The sequence below is a fragment of the Erwinia aphidicola genome, assembly GCF_014773485.1.
GTDB lineage: Bacteria > Pseudomonadota > Gammaproteobacteria > Enterobacterales > Enterobacteriaceae > Erwinia > Erwinia aphidicola.
On the sequence record NZ_JACXBP010000001.1, the window covers coordinates 600,368 to 624,875 of the forward strand.

Genomic DNA, 24,508 nt, shown 5'->3' on the forward strand with positions numbered 1-24,508 from the left:
AATTTAGTGTTTTCGGCAAAATTTGCTTATTTTTTGCTTTGAAATCGCTTTATTTATGTTCGAAAGTCAGGTTTTAGTCATTAAATTCATTTTCTTTCATAAGCTTAGCTGTTATTTCACAATGCTAAATAACACTTTGCCCCTGCTTTTTCTCATGATAAAAGAGAATTGGTTAACATTTTTGTTATTTTGCTTTAGCGCAAATGTCCCCCTTCTGATAATTTTTCTGCCAGTTGATAAAAACTGGCACCAGATGTGCAAAACGTTAACCTCATCCGTCCCGGCTGTTCTGACGGTAGTCGTTGGTATCACCACACAGGGTTTTAGCTGAATGAAATGTTTTACATCATTACGCCACATCGCGAGCGGAACAGGGTTACTGCTGGGCCTTATCACTCTCAACGCCGTGGCAGCTGACGTTCCGGACGGGGTCAGCCTGAGCAAGCAGCAAAATCTGGTGATCAACAATGGCACTGAAGTTTCATCTCTCGACCCGCAAAAAACAGAAGGGGTGCCCGAGACCGATGTGATCCTCAATCTGCTGGAAGGATTGGTCAGCACCGACAACAACGGCCACCTGGTGCCCGGCGTGGCGCAAAGCTGGAGCAGCGAGCAGGGTAAGGTCTGGACCTTTACCCTGCGGCCAGATGCGAAGTGGAGCAAAGGCGAACCCGTCACGGCCAGCGATTTCGTCTACAGCTGGCAGCGGCTGGTGGACGCTAAAACTGCATCGCCTTATGCCAGCTATCTGCAGGCCGCTCACGTGGCTAACGTTGATGAGATCCTGGCGGGTAAACGCCCGGCCAGCGATCTCGGGGTGAAAGCGCTCGACGATAGCCACTTCCAGGTCACGCTCAGTCAGCCGGTCCCTTATTTCCTTGCTATGGCGGCACACACCGCGTTGAAACCGGTCAACCGGGCTGCGATTGAACGCTGGGGGGAGAAGTGGACTTTGCCTGCGCATTACGTGGGTAATGGGGCTTATACCCTGAGCGACTGGGTGATCAATGAAAAAATTGTGCTCAAGCGCAATCCGCACTACTGGAACAACGGTAAGACGGTGATTGAGCAGGTGACATTCTTACCGATCGTCTCCGAAACCAGCGATGTTAACCGCTATCGCAGCGGGGAAATTGATATCACTAACAGCGCCTTGCCGCCCGAGCGTTTTCAGCAGCTGAAAAAAGAGCTTGGCCCGCAGGTCAGAGTCAGTCCTTATCTCTGCACCTTCTACTATGAACTGAATAACCGCCGTCCGCCGTTTGACGATGCGCGCGTGCGCACCGCGGTGAAGCTGACCCTCGACCGCGACATCATTACCGGGAAAGTGATGGGCCAGGGGCAGATCCCGGCATGGAGCCTGACGCCGCCGTTTACTGACGGCGCGCAGTTCAGCGCACCGCAGTGGTTCCACCTGACGCAGGATGAACGGAACCAGCAGGCCAAAGCGTTGCTCGCGCAGGCGGGCTACAGCGCGTCAAAACCGCTGCGTTTCTCACTGCTGTATAACACCTCTGACGTCAATAAAAAGCAGGCCATTGCGGCCGCATCGATGTGGAAAAAGAATCTCGGTGCCGACGTGACGTTACAGAATCAGGAGTGGAAAACCATGCTTGATACTCGTCATCAGGGGAATTATGACGTGGCCCGCGCCACCTGGTGTTCCGACTATAATGAACCCTCTACCTTCCTCACTATGTTGCTGAGCGACTCCTCAACCAATACGGCTTTTTACCGCAGCCCGGCGTTTGACCAACTGATGGCGCAGTCGCTCAACATGAGTGATGACGCCGAGCGGGCAACCGTCTATCAGCAAGCGGAGCAGCAGCTGGATAAGGATTCTGCCATTGTGCCGGTCTACTACCGGGTGAGTGCGCGGCTGGTGAAGCCGTGGGTAGGGGGCTTTACCGGTAAAGATCCGCAGGACCTTACCGATGTTAAATACTTTTATATAACCAGTCACTAAACCGTGCGGCCCTGCCGGGCGGTAAAGGGTGATAGCAAAGCAGTACCGATGAAATAAAAAAAGACAAGCCGGGTGGAATCGTTCCTCTACCCGGTGAAGTTTTCCCGCAAACGGGGGTAGCCACGGTGCCCGGCACACGTTGGCATTAATAAAAACTGGAGTAGGTAATAAGATGATCAACATCACGAAGAAAACTTTGATCGCCGCAGGCGTTATGGCCGCGCTGACTGGCAATATGGCCTATGCCGCCAATGTACCGGCGGGCGTTCAGCTGGCAGATAAGCAGGAGCTGGTCAGAGGTAACGGTGCTGAGCTGCAGTCGCTTGACCCGCACAAAATTGAAGGCGTCCCGGAATCTAACGTTAACCGTGATGTGCTTGAAGGCCTGGTGATTAACGATGCGGACGGGAAAATCATCCCTGGCGTTGCGGAATCATGGGAAAACAAAGACGGCGGTAAAGTCTGGATATTCCACCTGCGTAACACCGCCAAGTGGTCAAACGGCGAGCCGGTGACCGCGCAGGATTTCGTATACAGCTGGCAGCGCCTGGCCGACCCGAAAACAGCGTCCCCATACGCCAGCTATCTGCAGTACGGCCATCTGCTGAATGTGGATGACATCATTGCCGGTAAAAAAACGCCTGATACCCTCGGCGTTAAAGCACTGGACGCTCACACCCTGGAAGTGACGCTGAGCGATGCAGTTCCCTATTTCTATAAGCTGCTGATCCATCCATCTATGTCGCCGGTGTACAAGCCAGCGGTAGAGAAATTTGGCGAGAAGTGGACCCAGCCTGCAAACTTCGTTGGCAACGGTGCCTTCAAACTGAAAGAGTGGGTGGTGAACGAGCGCATCGTGGTTGAGCGTAACCCTGAGTACTGGGATAACGCGCACACCATCCTGAATCAGGTCACTTTCCTGCCGATCCCGTCTGAAGTCACCGACACCAACCGCTACCGCAGCGGCGGCAGCGATATTACCTATAACTACCTGCCAATCGAGCTTTACCAGAAGCTGAAAAAAGAGATCCCGAAAGAGATCCACGCCGATCCGTATCTCTGTACTTACTACTATGAGATCAACAACCAGAAGGCGCCATTTAACGATGCGCGCGTGCGTACCGCGCTCAAGCTGGGCCTGGACCGCGATATCATCGTCAACAAAGTGAAAGCGCAGGATGAAGATCCCGCCTACAGCTTCACACCGCCATTCACCGACGGCATCAAGCTGGATAAGCCAGAGTGGATGAGCTGGACCCAGGAAAAACGTAACGAAGAGGCGAAAAAACTGCTGGCGGAAGCCGGTTACACCGCCGACAAACCGCTGACGTTTGACCTGCTGTATAACACCTCCGATCTGCATAAAAAACTGGCGATTGCCGCAGCCTCCATCTGGAAGAAAAACCTCGGTGTAAACGTTAAGCTGCAGAACCAGGAGTGGAAAACCTTCCTCGATACTCGCCATCAGGGTAACTTCGATGTGGCGCGTGCGGCCTGGTGTGCTGACTACAACGAACCGACCAGCTTCCTGAACATCATGCTGTCAGACAGCAGCAACAACACCTCGCACTATAAGAGCCCGGCATTTGACAAAATTATGTCAACGGCACTGAGCGCGAGTGATGAAGCGAAACGCGCGGAAGTTTACGCCGAAGCGGAGAAGCAGCTCGATAAAGATTCCGCCATCGTGCCGGTCTACTACTACAAAAACCTGCGTTTAGTGAAGCCTTACGTTGGTGGTTATACCGGTAAAGATCCACTGGATAACAGTCACGATAAAGATCTGTACATTATCAAGCACTAACAATTCGGGCGGCGATGCTGCTCTTTTAAGCAATGTCACCGCAGGGGTTCGCCCCTGCGGTGTAAAGCCAGCAGGTACGGGCAATGTTAAAATTTATACTGCGTCGTTTTCTCGAAGCGATTCCGACGCTCTTTATTCTGATCACCATCTCCTTTTTCATGATGCGTATGGCACCCGGCAGCCCGTTTACCGGTGAACGTACGTTGACCCCGGAAGTGATGGCTAATATCGAAGCCAAATATCATTTAAACGATCCGATGTGGAAACAGTATCTCAACTATCTCCAGCAGTTGGCGCACGGGGACTTTGGACCGTCGTTTAAATACAAAGACTATTCGGTCAATGACCTGGTGGCGGGTTCATTCCCCGTATCCGCCAAGCTGGGCGCTGCGGCCTTTCTGTTTGCTCTGGTGTTTGGCGTGACGGCTGGCGTTATCGCCGCCCTCAAGCAGAACAGCAAATGGGACTATGCGGTGATGGGGGTCGCCATGACCGGCATCGTTATTCCGAGCTTTGTGGTGGCGCCACTGCTGGTGCTGCTGTTCTCGATCACCTTGAAATGGCTGCCGGGCGGCGGCTGGAACGGCGGGGCGCTGAAATATATGATCCTGCCGATGGTGGCGCTCTCCCTGGCCTATATTGCCAGCATTGCGCGCATCACCCGAGGTTCGATGATCGAAGTCTTGCACTCCAACTTTATCCGCACCGCGCGCGCGAAAGGGCTGCCGATGCACCGCATCGTACTGCGCCACGCGCTGAAGCCCGCGCTGCTGCCGGTTCTCTCTTATCTCGGCCCGGCCTTTGTCGGCATTATTACCGGTTCAATGGTTATCGAGACGATTTATGGTCTGCCGGGTATCGGTCAGCTATTTGTCAATGGCGCGCTGAACCGTGACTATTCGCTGGTGTTAAGCCTGACTATTCTGGTTGGGGCGTTAACCATTCTGTTTAACGCGATTGTTGACGTGCTGTATGCCGTTATCGATCCAAAGATTCGTTATTAATCCGGGAGCTGGCAATGATTTTAAGTAAAAAAAACAGCGAAGCTCTGGATAACTTCACTGAAAAACTCGAAGTGGAAGGGCGTAGCCTTTGGCAGGATGCGCGCCGCCGCTTTATCCATAACCGTGCGGCGGTTGCCAGCCTGTTTGTGCTGCTGCTGGTGGCTCTGTTTGTCACCTTTGCACCGATGCTGTCGCAGTTTACCTACGATGACACCGACTGGGCGATGATGTCGGCCGCGCCGGACCTGACCTCCGGTCACTATATGGGCACCGACTCCTCCGGGCGCGACCTGCTGGTGCGTGTGGCGATTGGCGGACGTATCTCACTGATGGTGGGGATTGCCGCGGCGCTGGTTGCTGTGGTGCTCGGCACGCTGTACGGCACGCTGGCGGGTTATCTGGGCGGCAAAACCGACTCGGTGATGATGCGCCTGCTGGAGATCCTCAACTCCTTCCCGTTTATGTTCTTCGTTATCCTGCTGGTGACGCTGTTTGGTCAGAATATCCTGCTGATTTTCGTCGCCATTGGCATGGTGTCATGGCTGGATATGGCGCGTATCGTGCGCGGCCAGACCCTGAGCCTGAAGCGCAAAGAGTTTATTGAAGCGGCAGAAGTGGGCGGGGTATCGACGATGAATATCGTACTGCGCCATATCGTCCCGAACGTGCTCGGCGTGGTGGTGGTGTATGCCTCACTGCTGGTGCCCAGCATGATCCTGTTCGAGTCCTTCTTAAGCTTCCTGGGGCTCGGTACTCAGGAGCCGCTCAGCAGCTGGGGCGCTTTGCTGAGCGACGGCGCTAACTCGATGGAAGTGTCGCCGTGGCTGCTGCTTTACCCGGCCGGCTTCCTGGTCGTCACCCTGTTCTGTTTCAACTTTATTGGCGATGGCCTGCGTGATGCCCTCGACCCGAAAGATCGTTAAGGAGTTCCCGATGAGCACGATTGAATTACAGCCAGCGATGGCCAAAACCAGGGAAAGCCAACGTCTGCTGGATGTTAAAGACCTGCGCGTGACCTTTAGCACCCCGGATGGGGATGTCACGGCGGTTAACGACCTTAACTTCAGCCTCAGCGCCGGGGAAACTTTAGGGATCGTCGGCGAATCCGGGTCCGGAAAATCGCAGACCGCCTTTGCCCTGATGGGCCTGTTGGCCAGCAACGGGCGCATTGGCGGCTCGGCCCGCTTTAACGGCAGCGAGATCCTCAACCTGCCGGAGAACAAGCTGAATAAGCTGCGCGCCGAGCAGATCGCGATGATCTTCCAGGACCCGATGACCTCGCTGAACCCGTACATGCGCGTCGGTGAGCAGCTGATGGAAGTGCTGCAGCTGCACAAGGGGATGAACAGCGCGCAGGCGTTTGAAGAGTCTGTGCGCATGCTCGACGCGGTGAAAATGCCGGAAGCGCGTAAGCGCATGAAAATGTTCCCCCATGAATTTTCCGGCGGGATGCGTCAGCGCGTGATGATCGCCATGGCACTACTGTGCCGTCCTAAGCTGCTGATTGCCGATGAGCCGACCACCGCGCTCGACGTGACGGTGCAGGCGCAAATTATGACGCTGCTGAACGAGCTGAAGCGCGAGTTCAATACCGCGATTATTATGATCACCCACGACCTCGGCGTGGTGGCCGGGATCTGCGATCAGGTGCTGGTGATGTATGCCGGGCGCACCATGGAATATGGTAAAGCGCGCGATGTCTTCTATCGGCCTTCACATCCGTACTCCATCGGCCTGCTCAATGCCGTGCCGCGTCTGGATGCCGACGAGGGCGACTCGCTGCTGACGATCCCGGGCAACCCGCCGAACCTGTCGCGTCTGCCAAAGGGCTGTCCGTTCCAGCCGCGCTGCCCGCACGCGATGGATATCTGCGCCAGCGCACCGCCGCTGGAAGCGTTCGGCGAAGGCCGACTGCGCGCCTGCTTTAAGCCCGTGGAGGAGTTGGTATGACAACGGTTGCTGAGAAGAAAGTTCTGCTGGAAATTGCCGATCTCAAAGTGCATTTCGACATCAAAGATGGTCGGCAGTGGTTCTGGCAGCCGCCAAAAACGCTGAAGGCGGTCGACGGCGTCAGCCTGCGTCTGTATGAGGGGGAAACCCTCGGCGTGGTCGGTGAGTCCGGCTGCGGGAAATCCACGCTGGCGCGGGCGATTATCGGCCTGGTGAAAGCGACAGAAGGGCGCGTTGCCTGGCTGGGGCGCGACCTGCTGGGGCAGAGCGCAGACGAATGGCGCGCTGCACGCAGCGATATTCAGATGATTTTCCAGGATCCGCTGGCCTCACTGAACCCGCGTATGAACATCGGCGAGATTATCGCCGAACCGCTGCGCACCTATCATCCGAAGATGCCGCGCCAGGAAGTGAAAGAGCGCGTGAAGGCGATGATGATGAAGGTGGGGTTACTGCCCAACCTGATCAACCGCTATCCGCACGAGTTCTCCGGCGGCCAGTGCCAGCGTATTGGCATTGCGCGCGCGCTAATCCTGGAGCCGAAGCTGATTATCTGCGATGAGCCGGTGTCCGCACTCGATGTGTCGATTCAGGCGCAGGTGGTAAACCTGCTGCAACAGCTGCAGCGTGAAATGGGGCTATCGCTGATCTTCATCGCCCACGATCTGGCGGTGGTGAAGCATATTTCTGACCGCGTGCTGGTGATGTATCTGGGGCATGCTGTGGAGCTGGGAACTTACGATGAGGTGTATCAGAACCCGCAGCACCCTTACACGCGTGCATTAATGTCAGCGGTGCCGATCCCGGACCCGGACCTTGAGCGCAACAAGACGATACAGCTGCTGGAAGGTGAACTGCCGTCGCCGATCAATCCGCCTTCAGGCTGCGTGTTCCGCACCCGCTGCCCGATTGCCGGGCCGGAATGCGCCAAAACGCGTCCGCTGCTGGAGGGCAGTTTCCGCCATGCGGTCTCCTGCCTGAAAGTGGACCCGCTTTAATGACATACCCAATCCTCTAAATATTTTGCGCTGAGACAAGGCGGCAACAAGGTGAATCCCCGGGAGCTTACTGAAGTCAGTGACCGGGGTGAACCGAGGCAGCCAACGCAGGATCGGGGGAAAATATGACATACCCAATCCTCTAAATATTTTGCGCTGAGACAAGGCGGCAACAAGGTGAATCCCCGGGAGCTTACTGAAGTCAGTGACCGGGGTGAACCGAGGCAGCCAACGCAGGATCAGGGGAAAATATGACGAGGATTTATTCCTTCCAAAGGATGTGGCACAGCTTGTGGTCCTTCTCGCGGCACAGCAGTACGCGGGCAAAGACATCGGTAATCGGTTCGCCATCCTCTTCGCCCAGGCCAATCACCACTTCAGCGAAAAAGTCCGGGTTAAGGTCGAAATCGACGTGTTCAGCCCAGTCCTCTGCCGGGTCATACAGCTCTGCACCACCGCGCTCCTCAAACTGCAGATTAAACAGAATCACGTCCGCCGGGTCGAGGTTATCGACGGCCAGCTCAAGAAAGATGTCGTAGGCCTGTTCCAGGGTTTCATCTTCGGTAAGGCGGTTATTTAGGTCCATAAAAATTCCTGTGTTGCCCCTTGGGCGCTGTGCATTTTCGCTCGTTTTACAGCAATGGGCTGAAGAAGTAAAACAGTCGTTCTACGATACGCTGCCAGTATGCGCGGCGCGACCAGCGTTGACCATCAACCAGTCTGGATCGTGCGATATAATCCTCCTGCACCCGGGCCAGATCGCTGCCAAAACCATCGTCATCAATCACCAGCGTAATTTCAAAGTTGAGCCACAGGCTGCGCATATCGAGGTTCACGGTGCCCACCAGGCTGAGCTGACCATCTACCAGAATACTCTTGGTGTGCAGCAGACCGCCTTCAAACTGATAGATCTTCACCCCGGCGTCCAGCAGCTCGCCAAAGAAGGCGCGGCTGGCCCAGCCCACCAGCAGGGAGTCGTTGCGGCGCGGCACGATAATACTGACATCAACGCCACGATAAGCCGCGGTGCAGATAGCGTGCAGCAGGTCGTCGCTCGGAACAAAGTAGGGGGTGGTCATAATCAGCTGTTCGCGCGCTGAATAGACGGCGGTTAACAGTGCCTGATGGATCATATCCTCCGGGAAGCCAGGGCCGGAAGCGATCGCCTGAATGGTATGGCCGCTCTCCTGCTCAAACGGCATCACATTGTCATCTGGCGGAGGCGGCAAAATGCGCTTGCCGGTCTCAATTTCCCAGTCGCAGGAGTAAATAATGCCCAGTGTGGTGGCGACCGGGCCTTCCATACGTGCCATCAGGTCAACCCACTGGCCGACGCCAGCGTTCTGCTTGAAGTAGCGTGGGTCAACAAGGTTCATGCTGCCGGTATAGGCGATATAGTTGTCGATCAGCACCACTTTGCGGTGCTGGCGCAGATCCATACGGCGCAGGAAAACGCGCAGCAGGCTCACTTTTAGCGCCTCGACTAAATCGATACCCGCGCTGCGCATCATCGCTGCCCACGGGCTGCGGAAGAATTCGACGCTGCCCGCCGAGTCCAGCATCAGGCGGCAGTGAACGCCGCGCCGCGCCGCCGCCATTAGCGCTTCAGCCACTTCATCCGCCTGCCCACCGGGCTGCCAGATATAGAACACCATCTCGATATTATGACGTGCCAGCTGAATATCACGCACCAGCGCGCGCAGGGTGTCATCGGTGCTGGTGAGCAGCTGGAGCTGATTACCTTTCACTCCGGCAATGCCCTGACGGTTTTCACACAGCTGAAACAGTGAACGGGCCACATCGCTGTTATCTTCGGCAAAAATATGGTGACTGGCTTTGAGATCGGTTAGCCAGCGGGCGGTAGAAGGCCACATGGTGCGCGCGCGCTCGGCACGCCGTTTGCCAAGGTGCAGCTCACCGAATGAGAGATAAGCAATGATGCCAACCAGCGGAATAATATAGATAATTAACAGCCAGGCCATGGCGGAGGGCACTGCGCGCCGCTTCATCAGGATACGCAGGGTGACACTGGCAATTAGCAACCAATAACCAAACACCAGCAGCCAGCTCATTACGGTATAAAAGGTGGTCATTAAGTGAAAATCCTGTTCACGCGGCAATTAAATGGAGTTTACGTGCAGATGACAGTACAGGAAACCTTTAACCACACTTTAAGGAATAAAGAGATCGGACCTGGTGAGGATTGATAAAGGTCTATACTGCGTCGCGAGTTTTTCCTGGGTCAATCAGAGGGTGTAATGAGACGAAGTAGAAATGAGGTGGCGCGCTGGCGCATGTTGCGGCAGGTTCAGCGGCGTCGGTCGCGTTGGTTGGAGGGGCAGTCTCGTCGCTACGGACGTATGCACTCTTTCCGCCATCAGGTGAGCCAGCAGCAACGCCGTTCTATTTTGTTTATTACACAGATTCCCTGAAGCGGGGAACAGGCCCGGCGGTGGCGAGATCGCCGGGCTGTTTAATCAGAAAGCGCGTTTAAACGGCTTGATAGCAACCTGCTTATATACCCCGGCAGCAATATAGGGATCATCCTGCGCCCATGACTGCGCGGCTTCCAGCGATGGGAACTCGGCAATAATGGTTGAACCGCTGAAACCGGCAACGCCAGGCTCGTTACTGTCTACCGCGAGCATCGGGCCGGCAATAATCAGGCGACCTTCATCACGCAGCAGCTGCAGGCGGGCAAGGTGAGCAGGGCGCACGGCCGTGCGTTTTTCCAGTGAGTCACTATTATCTTCAGCGTAAATTACGTAGAGCACCTTCAGAACTCCTGTCTGGGGATGAGATTCGGCATCACGTTAAGTGATCGTTAACATTTGTGCAAACTAAAGCGTATCTGGCCTTGATAAAGGTCAGCCTGCGGCGTTTTAAAGGTGAAATCGACGAATCAGCGTGCGTGCTTATTGAAATTGATTGCTATTTGCATTTAAAATCAACGCTTCACATTTTGACCAGAAAGATTATGACGACGCTGACAACTGAACTACCTCGCCGCTCACCTTTACCACTGCTGATTTCGGTCGTACTGCATGGTTTAGCGATCGGGGCACTGCTGTATGCCTCATTTCATCAGGTGGTCGAAATGCCGAAAGCGTCTCAGCCTATCAGCGTGTCGTTAGTGGCACCTGAAGTGCAGCCGGAACCGCAGCCAGCCCCGCCTGAAGTGGTACCAGAACCTGAGCCAGAACCGGAACCGGAACCGATGCCTGAACCGCCTAAGCCAGAGCCGGTACCGATCCCTAAACCGGAGCCAAAGCCGAAGCCAAAACCGAAGCCGGTGAAGAAAGAGGTGGTCAAGCCGAAGAAAGAGGTGAAACCACGCCCGGCAGCAGCGCCACAGGAGACTAAACCCGTTGAGCAGAGTAAGCCGTCCACCGCGCCGAAGACCTCCCAGGCGCCGTCTACCGCCGTCTCAACCGGGCCACGGGCATTAACCGTTGGTAAGCCAGCCTATCCGGCGCGTGCTTTTGCCCTGCGGGTGGAAGGGCGTGTGCGGGTGCAGTTTGACGTCGACAGCGCCGGCCAGGTAGATAATGTGCGCATTCTGTCGGCCGAACCGCGCAACATGTTTGAGCGTGAAGTGAAACAGGCGATGCGCAAATGGCGCTATGAAGCCGGTAAGCCTGGCAAAGACCTGACGATGAATATCGTGTTTAAGATCAACGGTGGGACATCCATCGAATAAAAAAAGGGCGAAAGCCCTTTTTTTTTATACCTGCGGGTCGAGCTTAAAGTGGCTCTTATCGGCGGGTAGCGGCCGCGGTTTGCCTTCCGGGTCGACGGCAACATAGATAAACACCGCTTCGGTGGTGCAGTAGCGCTGGCCAATGGGTTCAGATGACACCTTTTTGATCCACACCTCGATATTGATGGTGATGGAGCTGGTACCGGTTTTGATACAGCGCGCATGGCAGGTGACGACATCACCCACCGCGACCGGTTTCAGAAAGGTCATGCCGTCGGCGCGCACGGTGACCACGCGACCTTCCGCTATCTCTTTCGCCAGAATAGCGCCACCCATATCCATCTGTGACATCAGCCAGCCGCCGAAGATATCGCCGTTGGCGTTGGTGTCTGCAGGCATCGCCAGCGTACGCAGCACCATTTCGCCCTGCGGTAATCGTTGTTGTTCGCTCATTGTGTGCTCTCGAATTGCTTGCTTCCGGTCATTCAATTCGCCCGGGGTAAATGTCCGGGCAATGATGAGTTATTTTTCTTCTTGTTGTGGCATCAGACGATAAATGTAGACGCCGCTCAGTAGCGTAAACAGGAGCGTCAGGGCGCTCAGGCCAAAGACTTTAAAGTTAATCCAGATATCCTGCGACAGCCAGAAGGCGACATAGATATTCGCGAGGCCGCAGGCGAGGAAGAACAGTGCCCAGGCGATATTCAGGCGGCGCCAGGCGAATTCAGGCAGCTGAAGTTCTTTCCCCAGCATCTTCTGGATCAGCGGCTGTTTCATAAACCACTGGCTGAACAGCAGCGCAGCGGTAAACAGGCCATAGATGATAGTGACTTTCCACTTAATAAAGTCCGGGTTGTGCAGCGCAATAGTCAGCGTGCCAAACACCGCGACCAGCGCGAAGGTCACCAGCGACATCTTTTCAACTTTACGATAAAGCAGCCAGCCCGCCGCCAGTGCCAGCGCGGAGGCGGCAATCAGTGCGCCGGAGGCAACATAGATGTCGTAAAGCTTGTAGAAAACAAAAAACACCACGAGGGGAAGAAAGTCGAGTAACTGCTTCATAGCGGCTTCCAAATAACAGACGAATGCGAAATATCATTATCCAGCAGAATGCCTCTGTCGAGGCATTCCAGGTTAATTAACGTAACAGCATATACAGGCGTGACAAATAGATAATCAGTATGGCTGAAACCAGGTTGCTGAGCGCGTTGAGCACCACAGAAGCGACGTCCGGCGGCAGCACCAGCAGCGAGGAGGCCAGCAGCAGCACCACCAGTTTCGCCACAATCCATAAAATCACCGCCGGGGCGATCAGTTTCATCTGGCTCCAGCCGAGACGCATGCTGGCACGCATAGAGGCGATCACTCCCACTTTTTCGGTCATCAGGATGATCGGGGAGAGTGCCAGGGTAACGGCCAGCAGCACGCCGGGAACCACCAGCACCATAAAGCCGAGCTGGATAAGCACGGTCATCAGGATGGTGAGCAGCAGCAGTGCCGGTAAGCGCGGAGCGGATGCGCCAATAGCACGCAGCGCGCTGATGCGCTGGCCGGATGACGCCAGCGGGATCAGGCTTAACATGCCGCCCAGCAGCAGGACATTACCTACCAGTGAAGCAAAAGTACCGGCAGCGGAAGCGTGCAGCAGCACCTGCTGCTGTTCGGGGGACATATTACGGATCATCTCCATCAGGCTGCTGGCGGAACCCGCAGCGCCTTCACCGAGGATCTGCATCTCATCGGCGCCTGGTGTGAATGCCTTGCCGATAAGCATAGTAATAAACGAAGTTAACAGCGCCATCAGTACAATAGTGACGGACTGATGGCGGAAGAAATTCCCCGTGTCACGGTATAGCGAACCCGCCGTGATAGACATGTACTCTCCTTGAAAGGCCGGTGTTATAGACCCGGCGATTGTACATGGTCTGGCAGGGTGCTGGCACCCAGATTGACATAACTTTCGATTTAAGAAGGTATTACCGCCATTCCGCGCTTGTTGACTTCAGCCATGCTGGTTGCGCTGTTTTTATCTGGCTCACTTCACCGCCAAAACCCGTGAAAATTGATCCAAATCAACTCTATGTTTTATATAAACTTTTTGTTAATTGATTTGCATGATCTCGCCGGTAAATCAGGGTAAATATAGGTCGGCTAAAAACGCATCAAGGCCTCAAAGCAGGTCGCATGCTTACAATAATTTGCAGAAAAAAGGAGTGGTTATGAAATTGAAAGCGCTGGTACTCGCCGTAATTAGCTTATTGCCCGTCGCCGCATCAGCCCACCAGGCTGGGGATTTCTTTATGCGTGTCGGTTCCGCGACCGTGCGCCCGACCGGAGGGTCGGATGACGTAATGGGCCTGGGTGAGTTCAACATTGATAACAACACCCAGATGGGCCTGACCTTCACCTATATGGCCACCGATTACATTGGCGTGGAACTGCTGGGTGCGACGCCGTTTAAACACCATGTTGGCCTGCAGGCGACCGGCACGCTGGCAACGGTTCACCAGTTGCCGCCAACGCTGATGGCACAGTGGTACCCAATGGGTAACAGCAGTAAGTGGCAGCCTTATGCGGGCGTCGGGGTCAACTACACTATGTTTTATGACACCGACTTTAACCAGACCGGGCGTGATGCGGGATTAAGCAATCTCAGCGTGAAAAACTCCTGGGGTTTAGCGGGGCAGGTAGGTCTTGACTATCAGTTAACGCCTGACTGGCTGATTAACGCCTCGCTGTGGTACATGGATATCAACACCAAAGTGCGCTTCGACTCTGCGGCGGCAGGCCGCCAGAGTATTGATACGCATATTAATCCGTGGGTGTTCTTCTTCGGCGCGGGCTACACTTTCTGAAGCGCTAAAATGCAAAAAGGCGCGAAATTCGCGCCTTTTAAGCCATTCAGAACGGTTATTTAATCTGCATATTATTCACAACAGATTTTACACCCGCCACGCCGCGCGTAATGCCGACGGCACGGTTAGCCATCTGCGGTGAGCTGACAAATCCACTCAGCTGAACGCGTCCTTTGAAGGTCTCAACATTGATCTCCGTCGACTTCAGCGAGTCATCGGCCAGCAGGGTTGATTTTACCTTGGTCGTAATGACGGTGTCGTCAATATAACCTCCGGTTCCCTCTTTAGTTGCCGTAGGCGCACAGGCACTCACTGACAGAGCCACTACGGCTGCAATAACCACACCTGATAAGACTTTGAACCATTTCACTATGTAATCTCCCTGTCATCATCATAAGGCTTTAACCGACACATTCATCGGTATCTATAGATTTTTAGCGAGGTTTGCCAGAAATGCAAATGGTTATGCGGGGAAAATTGAAAGAATATAATGCCTTATCCAGGAGATAAGGCATGGGTTCTGCTTAGCGCGTTGCGGCTTTCAGTTTGCTAACGAAAGCGGTCAGCTCAGCGAGCATCACTTCCGGCTGTGCCAGGTTTTTCTCGATGATTTTCACAATGGCAGAGCCAGAGATAGCGCCGGCTGCGCCGCAACCCACCGCTTCCTGCACCTGCGACGCTTCAGAAATACCAAAGCCCTGCAGCGCCGGAGCAGCATGGTACTCGCGCAGTTTATCGACCAGATGCTTAAGCGGCAGATTGGCGCGCGTTTCCGATCCGGTCACCCCGGCACGCGACAGCAGATAGGTGTAACCCCGGCCGTGGGAGGCAATTTCACGCAGCAGATCGTCACTGGCGTTCGGCGGGCATATAAAGATTGGCGCGACGTTGTGGCGCAGCGCCGCCTGACGGAACGGGGCAGACTCTTCAATTGGCACGTCGGCAACCAGCACTGAGTCGACGCCAACCTGCTGGCAGCGGGCATAGAAGTTGTCGATGCCGTTGGAAAATACCAGGTTCGCGTACATCAGCAGGCCGATTGGCAGCTCCGGGTATTTCTGGCGGATGGCGGCCAGCATTTCGAAGCATTGTGACGGCGTCACGCCAGCCGCAAAGGCACGCAGGTTAGCATTCTGGATAGTCGGACCATCCGCCAGCGGATCGGAGAAGGGAATGCCCAGCTCCAGCGCATCGGCACCACCGGCCACCAGCGCATCGATAATCTGCAGCGAGAGTTCCGGCGTTGGGTCGCCCAGGGTGACGAAGGGCACAAAAGCGCCTTCTTTACGCTCTGCCAGACGTTTGAAACAGCTATCGTAACGTTCCATCAGATTTCTCCCTTCGCGGTCAGAATGTCATGCACGGTGAAAATATCTTTATCGCCACGGCCGGAGAGGTTGACCACCAGCAGCTGCTCTTTCTCAGGGTCGGCTTTCATCATCTTCAGGGCATGAGCCAGCGCGTGGGAAGATTCCAGCGCCGGGATAATCCCTTCGCTGCGGCACAGCGTTTTGAACGCATCCATGGCTTCGTCGTCGGTGATCGAGACGTATTCAGCGCGGCCAATGCTGTTCAGGTAAGCGTGCTGCGGTCCGACGGAGGGGAAATCCAGGCCGGCGGAGATGGAATACGACTCTTCAATCTGACCGTCTGCGGTCTGCATCATTGGCGACTTCATACCGAAGTAGATGCCGACGCGGCCATGCTTGAGTGGCGCACCGTGTTCACCGCTTTCAATACCGTGGCCAGCAGGCTCGACGCCGATCAGGCCGACGCTGCTCTCATCAATAAAGTCGGCAAACATGCCGATGGCGTTCGACCCGCCGCCAACGCAGGCGATGACGGCATCCGGCAGGCGGCCTTCTTTCTCCAGAATCTGCGCTTTCGTCTCTTCGCCGATCATACGCTGGAACTCACGCACAATGGTCGGGAACGGGTGTGGACCGGCGGCAGTGCCGAGCATATAGTGCGCGGTTTCATAGCTGCCGGACCAGTCGCGCAGCGCTTCGTTACAGGCATCTTTCAGCGTGGCAGAGCCGCTGTGCACCGGGATCACTTCCGCGCCCATCAGCTTCATACGGAACACGTTTGGCGACTGGCGCTCAATATCTTTCGCACCCATGTAAATGCGGCATTTCAGGCCCAGCAGGGCGCTGGCGAGGGCCGAGGCAACCCCGTGCTGACCGGCTCCGGTTTCAGCAATGATTTCGTTTTTACCCATGCGTTTTGCCAGCAGCGCCTGACCGAGTACCTGGTTAGTTTTGTGCGCGCCGCCGTGCAGCAGATCTTCTCGCTTCAGATACAGGCGAGTTTGGGTGCCTTTGGTGAGATTCTTACACAGCGTCAGCGCCGTTGGGCGCCCTGCATAGTTCTTCAGCAGGTCGGTAAATTCAGCCTGGAATTCCGGGTCGCTTTGGGCGCTGATAAAGGCGTCTTCCAGCTGTTCCAGAGCCGGCATCAGGATCTGCGGCACGTACATGCCACCAAACTCACCAAAATAGGGATTTAACTTAGTCATGATCGCTTCTCTTATATCAGTAGGCTTTCAGCGTCTGAAACACTGAAGCAATTTTACCGGCATCCTTAATTCCGGGGGCACTCTCCACGCCGGAATTAAAGTCGAGGCCTGCACAGCCGAGCTGAGCGGCCTGAACGCAGTTATCCGCCCCGAGACCACCGGCCAGCAGCACGTTATCGAGTTTCTCACCCTGCAACAGCTGCCAGTTAAACTGCTGGCCGCTGCCGCCACTGCCGTTATCAAACACATAGCGGTCAACGTGCGGCCAGTCGCGGGCGGGCAGGCTGGAACCTATGCTGAAGGCTTTCCAGATCTTCACGCTGGCCGGAAGTTCTGCGCGCAGCTGGCTGACAAATTGGCGATCTTCCTCACCGTGCAGCTGTACGGCAAACAGCTTCAACTGCTGCGCTTTAGTGACAATGTCACTGATGCTGTTATTGCGGAAAACGCCAACATATTTTAGCGCGCCGCCCGCCATCACGGCCGCAGCCTGAGCGCTATCGATTTTACGCGGTGAACCTTCGGCAAAGATCAGCCCACCATAATTCGCCCCGGCCTCCAGTGCGCAGCGGGCATCTTCGGCCCGCGTCAGTCCGCACACCTTATTGTCACCAAGGATCACCCGGCGCACGGCGGCGGTAAGATCCTCTTCTGACATCAGGGCAGAGCCAATCAGGAAGCCGTTGGCGAAGTGGCTAAGCTCACGTACCTGCGCGTAACTGTTAATGCCGGACTCGCTGATCACCGTGACCCCGTGCGCCACTTTCGGCGCCAGGCGGCGGGTGCGGTCCAGATCGATAGAGAGATCGCGCAGGTCGCGGTTATTAATGCCGACCACCTTCGCGCCCAGCGCAGTGGCGCGCTCCAGCTCTTCATCACTGATCACTTCGGTCAGCACGCCCATCTGCAGGCTATGCGCCACGGCAGAGAGCTGGCGATACTGCTCGTCGTCGAGCACCGACAGCATCAGCAAAATGGCATCGGCCTGGTGATAGCGCGCCAGATAGATCTGATAAGGGTCGATAATAAAGTCTTTACACAGCACCGGCTGGGTCACGGCTTTGCTGACAATCGGCAGAAAATCAAAGCTTCCCTGGAAGTACTTCTCGTCAGTCAGCACTGAAATCGCCGAGGCATAATGCTGGTAGACGCCAGCGATAACCGCCGGGTCAAAGTCTTCACGGATCAGACCCTTCGACGGGGAGGCTTTTTTGCACTCCAGAATAAACACGGTGCGGGCGCCCTGTAGCGCATGATAAAAGCCGCGCGTTGAGGGGACGATCTCATTCTGGAAGGTGGCCAGGGGCTGCTGCTGCTGGCGCTCTGCCAGCCAGATAGCTTTATCCTGGACGATTTTATTCAGTACGGTTTCCTGCATGATTATCTCCTTGCTGCCAGGGCGACAACCTGCTCGTAAGCACGGCCGCTGCGGATGGTTTCCAGCGCCTGCTGAGCATTTTGTCGCAAATCTTCATGGCCAAAAATTTTCAGCAACAGGGCGACGTTGGCCGCCACGGCTTCTTCATGAGCCAGCTCGCCATTACCCTGGAGTAAACGCGCCAGAATGTCACGATTTTCTTCCGGCGTGCCCCCGGCCAGCGCCTCCTGCGGATGGCTGCTCAGACCGAAGTCCTCCGCCGTCAGCTGGTAGCTGGTGATGTCACCGTCGCGCAGCTCCGCCACGTGGGTTGCGCTGTGCAGCGCCACTTCATCCATGCCGCCACCGTGCACTACGGCAGCGCGCTGATAGCCCAGCACTTTTAGCGTTTGCGCTACCGGCAACACCAGCTCCGGGCTGTAAACGCCAATCACCGCCAGCGGCGGACGCGCCGGGTTGATCAGCGGGCCGAGCACGTTAAAGATAGTGCGGGTTTTCAGCTCTTTACGTACCGGCATTGCATGGCGGAATCCGCTGTGATACTGCGGCGCAAACAGGAAGCAGACATTAAGATCGTCCAGCGCCTGGCGTGCTTTCTCCGCCGGAAGATCCAGGCTGATGCCAAAGGCTGCCAGCAAATCTGAAGAACCGGATTTACTCGAAACGCTGCGGTTGCCGTGCTTGGCAACCTTCAGGCCGCAGGCCGAGGCGACAAACGCGCTGGCGGTCGAGATGTTAATGCTGTTGCTGCCGTCACCGCCGGTACCGACGATATCGGCAAACGCGTAGTCGGGGCGCGGAAAGGGTTTGGCATCTTCCAGCAGGGCGGTCGCGGCCCCGGCAATCTCCTGCGGCTGCTCACCGCGTACTTTCATCGCAATCAGTGCACCTGCCAGCTGGGTAGGTTCCAGCTGCCCGGTGATAATCGCCGAAAACAGCTGGTGGCTCTCAGCCTGCGTCAGGATCTCAGCCTGAAAGAGTTTTTCCAGAATAGTGTGCATCTCTTGTAACTCCTTGATTACGCCAGCGCCCAGGCGAGGGTTTGTTCCAGCAGGCGTGCCCCCTGGGTGGTAAGAATCGATTCCGGATGGAACTGGTAACCGCAGACGCGGTTGGCGTCGTCGCGCACGGCCATCACCATGCCGTTGAAGGTGGCGTTCACCGTCAGCCCGGCAGGAATGTTGCTGCCTACCAGCGAGTGGTAGCGGGCTACCGGCAGCGGGTTGCTCAGACCGGCGAACATGCCCTGATCGTCATGGGTTATCGCAGACGCTTTGCCGTGCAGGATTTCGCCGGCCTGACCGACGTGACCACCGTAGGCTTCCACGATGGCCTGGTGGCCCAGGCAGATGCCGATAATCGGCAGGCGGCCGCGTAAGGCGAGCAGCAGCTCCGGCATACAGCCGGCTTCTGACGGCGCGCCCGGGCCTGGCGACAGCATCAGTACCGGATTTTCCATCTGTTGCAGGCGCTCAATCAGCGTCTGCGCCGGAACATTGTTACGGTAGACCATCACGTTATGGCCGAAGGTGCGTAACTGGTCGACGAGGTTATAGGTAAAAGAGTCGAAGTTATCGAGCAGCAGAATATCGGCCATCAGAAAATCTCCTTGCAGTGATGAGCAGTGGCAATGGCGCGCAGAACCGCACGCGCTTTGTTGCGGCTTTCATCCGCTTCCGCCTGCGGATTGGAATCAAGAACCACGCCGGCACCGGCCTGCACGGTTGCCACGCCATCTTCAACATAGGCGGAGCGGATTACGATGCAGGTATCCAGATCCCCGCTGGCGGTAAAGTAGCCCACGGCGCCGCCGTAACTGCCGCGTCGCGTCCCCTCGGCTTTGGCAATCAGCTGCATGGCGCGTACTTTCGGCGCGCCGCTCAGGGTGCCCATATTCATACAGGCGCGGTAGGCGTGCAGCACGTCGATATCGTTACGCAGCTGGCCGACCACGCGTGAGACAAGGTGCATCACGAAGGTGTAGCGGTCCACTTTGGTTAAATCCGCGACATAGCGGGTGCCCGGCTGGCAGATACGCGCCAGGTCGTTGCGCGCCAGGTCAACCAGCATCAGGTGTTCAGCCATCTCTTTATGATCGGTACGCATCTCAAGCTCGATACGGCTGTCGAGGTCACGGTCCAGCGAACCATCCGCATGACGTCCGCGCGGGCGGGTTCCGGCAATCGGATAGATTTCAATCTGGTTGCTGCGCGCGTCATATTTCAGCGAGCTTTCCGGAGAGGCACCGAACAGGCTGAAGTGGCGATCCTGCATAAAGAACATATACGGGCTGGGATTGCTGTTCTTCAGGGTGTCATAGGCGGCCAGCGGCGACGGGCACGGCAGGGAGAAGCGGCGCGACGGCACCACCTGGAAGATCTCGCCGACGCGGATCGCTTCCTGCATTTCGCGCACCACCGCGCAGTAGTCTTCATCACTCTGGCTGATGCTCAGGCTCATGCTTTCCACTTTCTGCACTGGCAGCGGCGTGGCAGCCTGCTGCATCTGGCTGTGCAGCTGTTCGATGCGGCTTTGCAGGCGCATAAACTCGGACGGCTGGTGCGTGAACAGGCTGGCCTGCAGGCGTGCGCTCTGCGTCTGATGGTCGATTACCAGCAGGGTTTCAGCGAGGTAAAAACAGTAATCCGGGCAGCGCTGTTCGTTTTTCAGCGCCGGCAGCGCTTCGAAACCGGCAACCAGGTCGTAAGCGAACAGGCCGCCCAGCAGCACCGCTTCGCGCTCTTCTGCCGGGGCATTCACCAACTGTGGGATCAGGCGCAGCGCGTCAAATACCGACAAAGCGCGCAGGTTGGAATCTTCATCCTGGATTTCAGCATTAACGGGAAATACCAGCTCACGCCCGTCCGGACGCACGTGGTTCTCAACGCTGGCGGGCAGGGCAGCATCCAGCAGCGGTAGCAGAGCACGGCCATTTTCCGACAGCGCCTGCACCTGCACGCGATTATCCAGCGCGCTGAGACGCAGGGCGCTGTCAACAATCAGCAGGCTTTTCAGGTTGCATTTGCTGTCGACGTCGGCTGATTCCAGCAGCAGTGTTTCAGTGCGCGCCGCGCAAAGCTGATGAAAGACCGCGGCGGGATCTTCACGATAAGGTGCGTTGCCGGTAATCAACTTCACTGTAGGTTTGGCATTTTGCATGTGATGTTCTCTGTTTTTTGCTCAAAAAAAAGCCCGCGGTAGGCGGGCTTAAGTATCTGCACTGCGTATTAACCGTGCATGACAGCTTCGCCCGTTCAGGGTGAAGTGTGCCACCAACCAGTCATCAGAGAGAATGAATACGTCATGATACAGACACCTTTGCTTGTGAACTTGCGTACTAGTTAACTGGTTCGCGGCAAAAAAGTCAATACTCTTTTTCCCTCAGTGGCAAATGTCGGTATCATGCAGCGATACTTCCCCGCGTTTTCCGGAGCCGTTTTGACAGCAGTCGCCACCTCAGTCAGTTCTTTCCCTATTTACGATCTCCACAGCCACACTCGCGCTTCCGATGGTCTTTTGACCCCGGAGCAGCTGGTATTGCGGGCAGTAGAGCACCGTGTGGGCGTGCTGGCCATTACCGACCATGACACTACCGCAGGTATTTCAGCCGCGCGTGAGGCGATTGCTCAGCATCAATTGCCACTCCTGCTGATTAACGGTGTGGAAATCTCCACCCTGTGGGAAAACCACGAAATCCATATTGTTGGCTTGGGAATTGATATCGAACACCCGGTGATGGTGGCGTTTCTGGCGCAGCAGGCCGAGCGGCGCATGGCGCGGGCGCAGCTGATTGCTGAGCGGCTGGAGAAAGCGCATATTCCCGGCGCGCTTGAGGGGGCGCTGGCGCTGGCCGAGGGCGGGGCGATTACCCGTGGTCACTTCGCCCGTTTTCTTATCGCGCAGGGCAAAGCAGACAACATGCAGCAGGTATTCAAAAACTACCTGGCACGTGGCAAAACCGGCTATGCGCCGCCACAGTGGTGTACAATTAAACAAGCTATTGATGCTATTCATCATTCTGGCGGCCGTAGCGTGCTTGCCCATCCGGCGCGTTACGGGCTGTCGGCTAAGTGGCTGAAGCGCCTGCTGGCGCATTTCAGCGAGCAGGGTGGCGAAGCGATGGAAGTGGCGCAGTGCCAGCAGGCTCCGAACGAGCGCAGCCAGCTGGCGCGCTATGCACAGGATTATCAGCTGGCGGCGTCGCAGGGGTCTGACTTCCATCAGCCCTGTCCCTGGATTGAGCTGGGGAAAAAATTATGGCTACCTGGCGGTGTTGAAGCCGTGTGGCTAAGATTTCCTGAAATCGCACAATGAACCCGCGCAGAAAGCGCAGGTGAGAGGTTAGTTATGAGTCAATTTTTCTATATTCACCCGGATAATCCCCAGCCGCGCCTGATCAAGCAGGCGGTGGAGATGTTGAACAAAGGCAGCGTGATCGTTTATCCCACCGATTCCGGTTATGCGCTGGGCTGCAAGCTGGAAGATAAGAACGCGATGGAGCGTATCTGCCGCATCCGTCAGCTGGATGGTAACCACAACTTTACCCTGATGTGCCGCGATCTGTCTGAGCTGTCTACCTATGCTCACGTAGACAACACGGCATTTCGCCTGATCAAAAACAACACGCCGGGCAACTACACTTTTATACTCAAGGCGACCAAAGAAGTGCCGCGTCGTCTGATGAGCGAAAAGCGTAAAACCATCGGCCTGCGCGTGCCGTCTAACCCCATTGCGCTGGCGCTGCTGGAAGCGCTGAATGAGCCGATGATGTCGACGTCGCTGATGCTGCCCGGCAATGACTTCACCGAGTCGGATCCGGAAGCTATTCAGGATGAGATCGGCAAAATTGTCGACCTGATTATTCACGGCGGTTATCTTGGGCAGCAGCCGACCACCGTTATCGATTTAACGGAAAATACGCCGGAAGTGATCCGTGAAGGCGTGGGCGATATTCAACCCTTCCTTTAAGTGCAATTAACAGGCTCTGAAGCGTGAGCCTGTTATTATTTATCGCTTAGTGTTATCACGATGTTGATTTTTCCAGCCACTCTTTAAAATCCTGATACGGAATATACAGCGAGACATCCTTAAGCGGAACTGGAGATTTCTTCGGTCGTTTTAACTCATTCGTAAAGCCAATAATGACGCCGCCGATGGTATCATCGCTGTTATAAACGGCGCCGCCGGACATCCCTTTCACTACGCCGGCATTCGATGCCATTGCCACGCACGGGCGCTTATTCCACTCATTACGTATCCCGGTCAGCGTGAGATTAACGCCGGATGATTCAACCGGCATGGCGGAAATAAAGCTGTAACCGTACATTTTAACCGACTCGCCGATTGCGCCATCGCGGAATTTCGGCAGGGTTTTAATGTCGTTCTTGTGGTAGATAATCGCGAGGTCGCAGTAAGGGTGGTAGGCCTTTACCTTCTGCACGGAGAGCTTGGCCACGTGCGCCGCAGTCAGGCTGTACTCAGGAGTGATAGGAATGCTGGTGCCGAGCGAACCGATACCGAGGACGGTCGGAATGCCGGTAAAATTCATATCTACACGTTTCATAGCTTCGCTGCTGTAGTCATATTTGCCTACAGAGCAGCCGCTCAGTATTAGCATAGCCAATACCGGCAGGGTCATTTTAATTTTCATAATTGTCACATTCTTGTCGGACACGTCAGTAAGATCCCTGGTGAGGAGTAATGACGTGTAATGCCGATGCTGACTATTTATCAGCGTATTTTAATGGGAACTTACGCTCCCGATTCGTGCCAACGAAGAAAATAAATCAAGGAATTTGTGTTACACGATGAACGTGTATTTATAATATATATTTAACAATCTATTTATATGGCGCTCTTCTGCCTGAGTGAATTCTACACAAACTTATTAGCCAGGCAAATTAATTAAAGGTCAAAAAAGGTAAAAGTCTTAATCATCCAGCGTTAACTCAATCCACGATATTTATAAACTGACTATTTGATGTTGAAGCTAATGTATCGTTTACACTAACCCTGCTTTTCAGCATAAAAAACTACGCTGTAAAAATAAAATGGTGCTTAAGACCATGAAACTGCATAAATGCAGGTTAGCAATCTGGATTCGTTCAGCGATGCTGGAGTATTTGCTGGCAGCCTAACGCTGGGGCGGCCTGTAGCGCTGTTAGCCATACAGAAATATGCCCGGGCAAGTCGCTGTATTTACGTTAATTTCAGCAGAATGAGAATGAAGTATCATGCCTGAACTGATTAGCATTTAACATCTTAAAACGATAAGCCACTGTTAAATCTTATCAATGCAAAATGAAATGATTTCAACCGTAAACGTGCGCAAACCG

General features: G+C 55.3%; 23 protein-coding genes, 1 pseudogene and 1 other annotated feature. Of the genes and pseudogenes, 11 read left to right on the plus strand and 13 right to left on the minus strand.

Annotation, left to right across the window (positions count from 1 at the left end; genetic code table 11):
* The first annotated feature begins 331 nt into the window (after positions 1-331).
* From ID864_RS02855 to oppF, 6 genes are all read left to right on the plus strand, one after another.
* Complete coding sequence (locus tag ID864_RS02855; RefSeq protein ID WP_191149367.1) at positions 332-1,966, plus strand: ABC transporter substrate-binding protein; 1,635 nt, start codon at positions 332-334, stop codon at positions 1,964-1,966.
* Between the two features lie 172 nt (positions 1,967-2,138).
* Entirely contained in the window at positions 2,139-3,770 is a 1,632-nt protein-coding gene (gene oppA, locus ID864_RS02860) for an oligopeptide ABC transporter substrate-binding protein OppA (protein ID WP_048915930.1), read from the plus strand.
* Positions 3,771-3,853: 83 nt separating this feature from the next.
* Positions 3,854-4,774: an oligopeptide ABC transporter permease OppB gene (gene oppB / locus ID864_RS02865; protein WP_048915931.1), complete on the plus strand. Its 921-nt coding sequence runs from the start codon at positions 3,854-3,856 to the stop codon at positions 4,772-4,774.
* A 14-nt stretch (positions 4,775-4,788) separates the two neighbouring features.
* The gene (gene oppC, locus ID864_RS02870) at positions 4,789-5,697 is read left to right on the plus strand and encodes an oligopeptide ABC transporter permease OppC (RefSeq protein WP_048915932.1); all 909 of its coding nucleotides are present in this window, start codon (positions 4,789-4,791) and stop codon (positions 5,695-5,697) included.
* Between the two features lie 10 nt (positions 5,698-5,707).
* Entirely contained in the window at positions 5,708-6,724 is a 1,017-nt protein-coding gene (gene oppD / locus ID864_RS02875) for an ABC transporter ATP-binding protein (RefSeq protein WP_048915933.1), read from the plus strand.
* The gene (gene oppF / locus ID864_RS02880; RefSeq protein WP_048915934.1) at positions 6,721-7,722 is read left to right on the plus strand and encodes a murein tripeptide/oligopeptide ABC transporter ATP binding protein OppF; all 1,002 of its coding nucleotides are present in this window, start codon (positions 6,721-6,723) and stop codon (positions 7,720-7,722) included. Before oppD ends, oppF begins: the two co-directional genes overlap by 4 nt.
* A gap of 262 nt (positions 7,723-7,984) precedes the next feature.
* Here the strand turns inward: oppF and ID864_RS02885 are convergent, their stop codons facing one another.
* Positions 7,985-8,314 (minus strand): HI1450 family dsDNA-mimic protein, encoded by a 330-nt coding sequence (locus ID864_RS02885; protein WP_208864915.1) that lies wholly within the window; start codon positions 8,312-8,314, stop codon positions 7,985-7,987.
* A gap of 40 nt (positions 8,315-8,354) precedes the next feature.
* On the minus strand, positions 8,355-9,815 hold the full coding sequence (gene cls, locus ID864_RS02890) for a cardiolipin synthase (protein WP_048915936.1): 1,461 nt from the start codon (positions 9,813-9,815) through the stop codon (positions 8,355-8,357).
* A gap of 165 nt (positions 9,816-9,980) precedes the next feature.
* On the opposite strand from cls, the gene ID864_RS02895 reads away from it, so the two are divergent.
* Entirely contained in the window at positions 9,981-10,154 is a 174-nt protein-coding gene (locus tag ID864_RS02895; protein WP_099753651.1) for a YciY family protein, read from the plus strand.
* A gap of 45 nt (positions 10,155-10,199) precedes the next feature.
* On the opposite strand, the gene ID864_RS02900 is transcribed toward ID864_RS02895, so the two are convergent.
* Complete coding sequence (locus tag ID864_RS02900) at positions 10,200-10,496, minus strand: YciI family protein (RefSeq protein WP_191149368.1); 297 nt, start codon at positions 10,494-10,496, stop codon at positions 10,200-10,202.
* 203 nt (positions 10,497-10,699) lie between these two features.
* Between ID864_RS02900 and tonB the strand changes: the two genes are divergently transcribed.
* Positions 10,700-11,422: a TonB system transport protein TonB gene (gene tonB / locus ID864_RS02905; protein ID WP_191149369.1), complete on the plus strand. Its 723-nt coding sequence runs from the start codon at positions 10,700-10,702 to the stop codon at positions 11,420-11,422.
* Positions 11,423-11,446: 24 nt separating this feature from the next.
* On the opposite strand, the gene yciA is transcribed toward tonB, so the two are convergent.
* The 3 genes from yciA to ID864_RS02920 all read right to left on the minus strand — a co-directional run bounded on the left by yciA (position 11,447) and on the right by ID864_RS02920 (position 13,298).
* Positions 11,447-11,875: an acyl-CoA thioester hydrolase YciA gene (yciA, locus tag ID864_RS02910; protein WP_048915939.1), complete on the minus strand. Its 429-nt coding sequence runs from the start codon at positions 11,873-11,875 to the stop codon at positions 11,447-11,449.
* A 69-nt stretch (positions 11,876-11,944) separates the two neighbouring features.
* On the minus strand, positions 11,945-12,484 hold the full coding sequence (locus ID864_RS02915) for a septation protein A (protein WP_048915940.1): 540 nt from the start codon (positions 12,482-12,484) through the stop codon (positions 11,945-11,947).
* Positions 12,485-12,560: 76 nt separating this feature from the next.
* Positions 12,561-13,298 carry a YciC family protein gene (locus ID864_RS02920; protein ID WP_048915941.1) on the minus strand — a complete coding sequence of 246 codons (738 nt, stop codon included), beginning with the start codon at positions 13,296-13,298 and terminating at the stop codon, positions 12,561-12,563.
* A 343-nt stretch (positions 13,299-13,641) separates the two neighbouring features.
* Here ID864_RS02920 and ompW point away from each other — a divergent pair, with 343 nt between their 5' ends.
* On the plus strand, positions 13,642-14,277 hold the full coding sequence (gene ompW / locus ID864_RS02925) for an outer membrane protein OmpW (RefSeq protein WP_048915942.1): 636 nt from the start codon (positions 13,642-13,644) through the stop codon (positions 14,275-14,277).
* Between the two features lie 55 nt (positions 14,278-14,332).
* Here the strand turns inward: ompW and ID864_RS02930 are convergent, their stop codons facing one another.
* From ID864_RS02930 to ID864_RS02960, 6 genes and pseudogenes are all read right to left on the minus strand, one after another.
* Positions 14,333-14,647 (minus strand): BON domain-containing protein, encoded by a 315-nt coding sequence (locus ID864_RS02930; protein WP_048915943.1) that lies wholly within the window; start codon positions 14,645-14,647, stop codon positions 14,333-14,335.
* Positions 14,648-14,801: 154 nt separating this feature from the next.
* Positions 14,802-15,605, minus strand: coding sequence for a tryptophan synthase subunit alpha (trpA, locus tag ID864_RS02935; protein WP_191149370.1), 804 nt, complete (start codon positions 15,603-15,605; stop codon positions 14,802-14,804).
* Positions 15,605-16,798 carry a tryptophan synthase subunit beta gene (gene trpB / locus ID864_RS02940; RefSeq protein ID WP_099754611.1) on the minus strand — a complete coding sequence of 398 codons (1,194 nt, stop codon included), beginning with the start codon at positions 16,796-16,798 and terminating at the stop codon, positions 15,605-15,607. The genes trpA and trpB overlap by 1 nt, the downstream gene beginning before the upstream one ends.
* A 13-nt stretch (positions 16,799-16,811) precedes the next feature.
* Positions 16,812-18,173 carry a bifunctional indole-3-glycerol-phosphate synthase TrpC/phosphoribosylanthranilate isomerase TrpF gene (gene trpCF / locus ID864_RS02945; protein WP_099754612.1) on the minus strand — a complete coding sequence of 454 codons (1,362 nt, stop codon included), beginning with the start codon at positions 18,171-18,173 and terminating at the stop codon, positions 16,812-16,814.
* Between the two features lie 2 nt (positions 18,174-18,175).
* Positions 18,176-19,770, minus strand: a pseudogene (gene trpD / locus ID864_RS23675) (bifunctional anthranilate synthase glutamate amidotransferase component TrpG/anthranilate phosphoribosyltransferase TrpD).
* A complete protein-coding gene (locus tag ID864_RS02960; protein ID WP_099754613.1) occupies positions 19,770-21,332 on the minus strand; it encodes an anthranilate synthase component 1 in 1,563 nt (520 codons plus the stop codon). Before ID864_RS02960 ends, trpD begins: the two are co-directional and overlap by 1 nt.
* A 23-nt stretch (positions 21,333-21,355) precedes the next feature.
* Positions 21,356-21,454, minus strand: a sequence feature (Trp leader region).
* Positions 21,455-21,611: 157 nt separating this feature from the next.
* Here ID864_RS02960 and rnm point away from each other — a divergent pair.
* On the plus strand, positions 21,612-22,487 hold the full coding sequence (rnm, locus tag ID864_RS02965; protein WP_191149371.1) for an RNase RNM: 876 nt from the start codon (positions 21,612-21,614) through the stop codon (positions 22,485-22,487).
* Between the two features lie 33 nt (positions 22,488-22,520).
* Entirely contained in the window at positions 22,521-23,141 is a 621-nt protein-coding gene (locus ID864_RS02970) for an L-threonylcarbamoyladenylate synthase (protein WP_048915951.1), read from the plus strand.
* A 55-nt stretch (positions 23,142-23,196) separates the two neighbouring features.
* Here ID864_RS02970 and ID864_RS02975 read toward each other — a convergent pair whose 3' ends face one another.
* Positions 23,197-23,823 carry a serine protease family protein gene (locus ID864_RS02975; RefSeq protein WP_396018873.1) on the minus strand — a complete coding sequence of 209 codons (627 nt, stop codon included), beginning with the start codon at positions 23,821-23,823 and terminating at the stop codon, positions 23,197-23,199.
* Between the last annotated feature and the right edge of the window lie 685 nt (positions 23,824-24,508).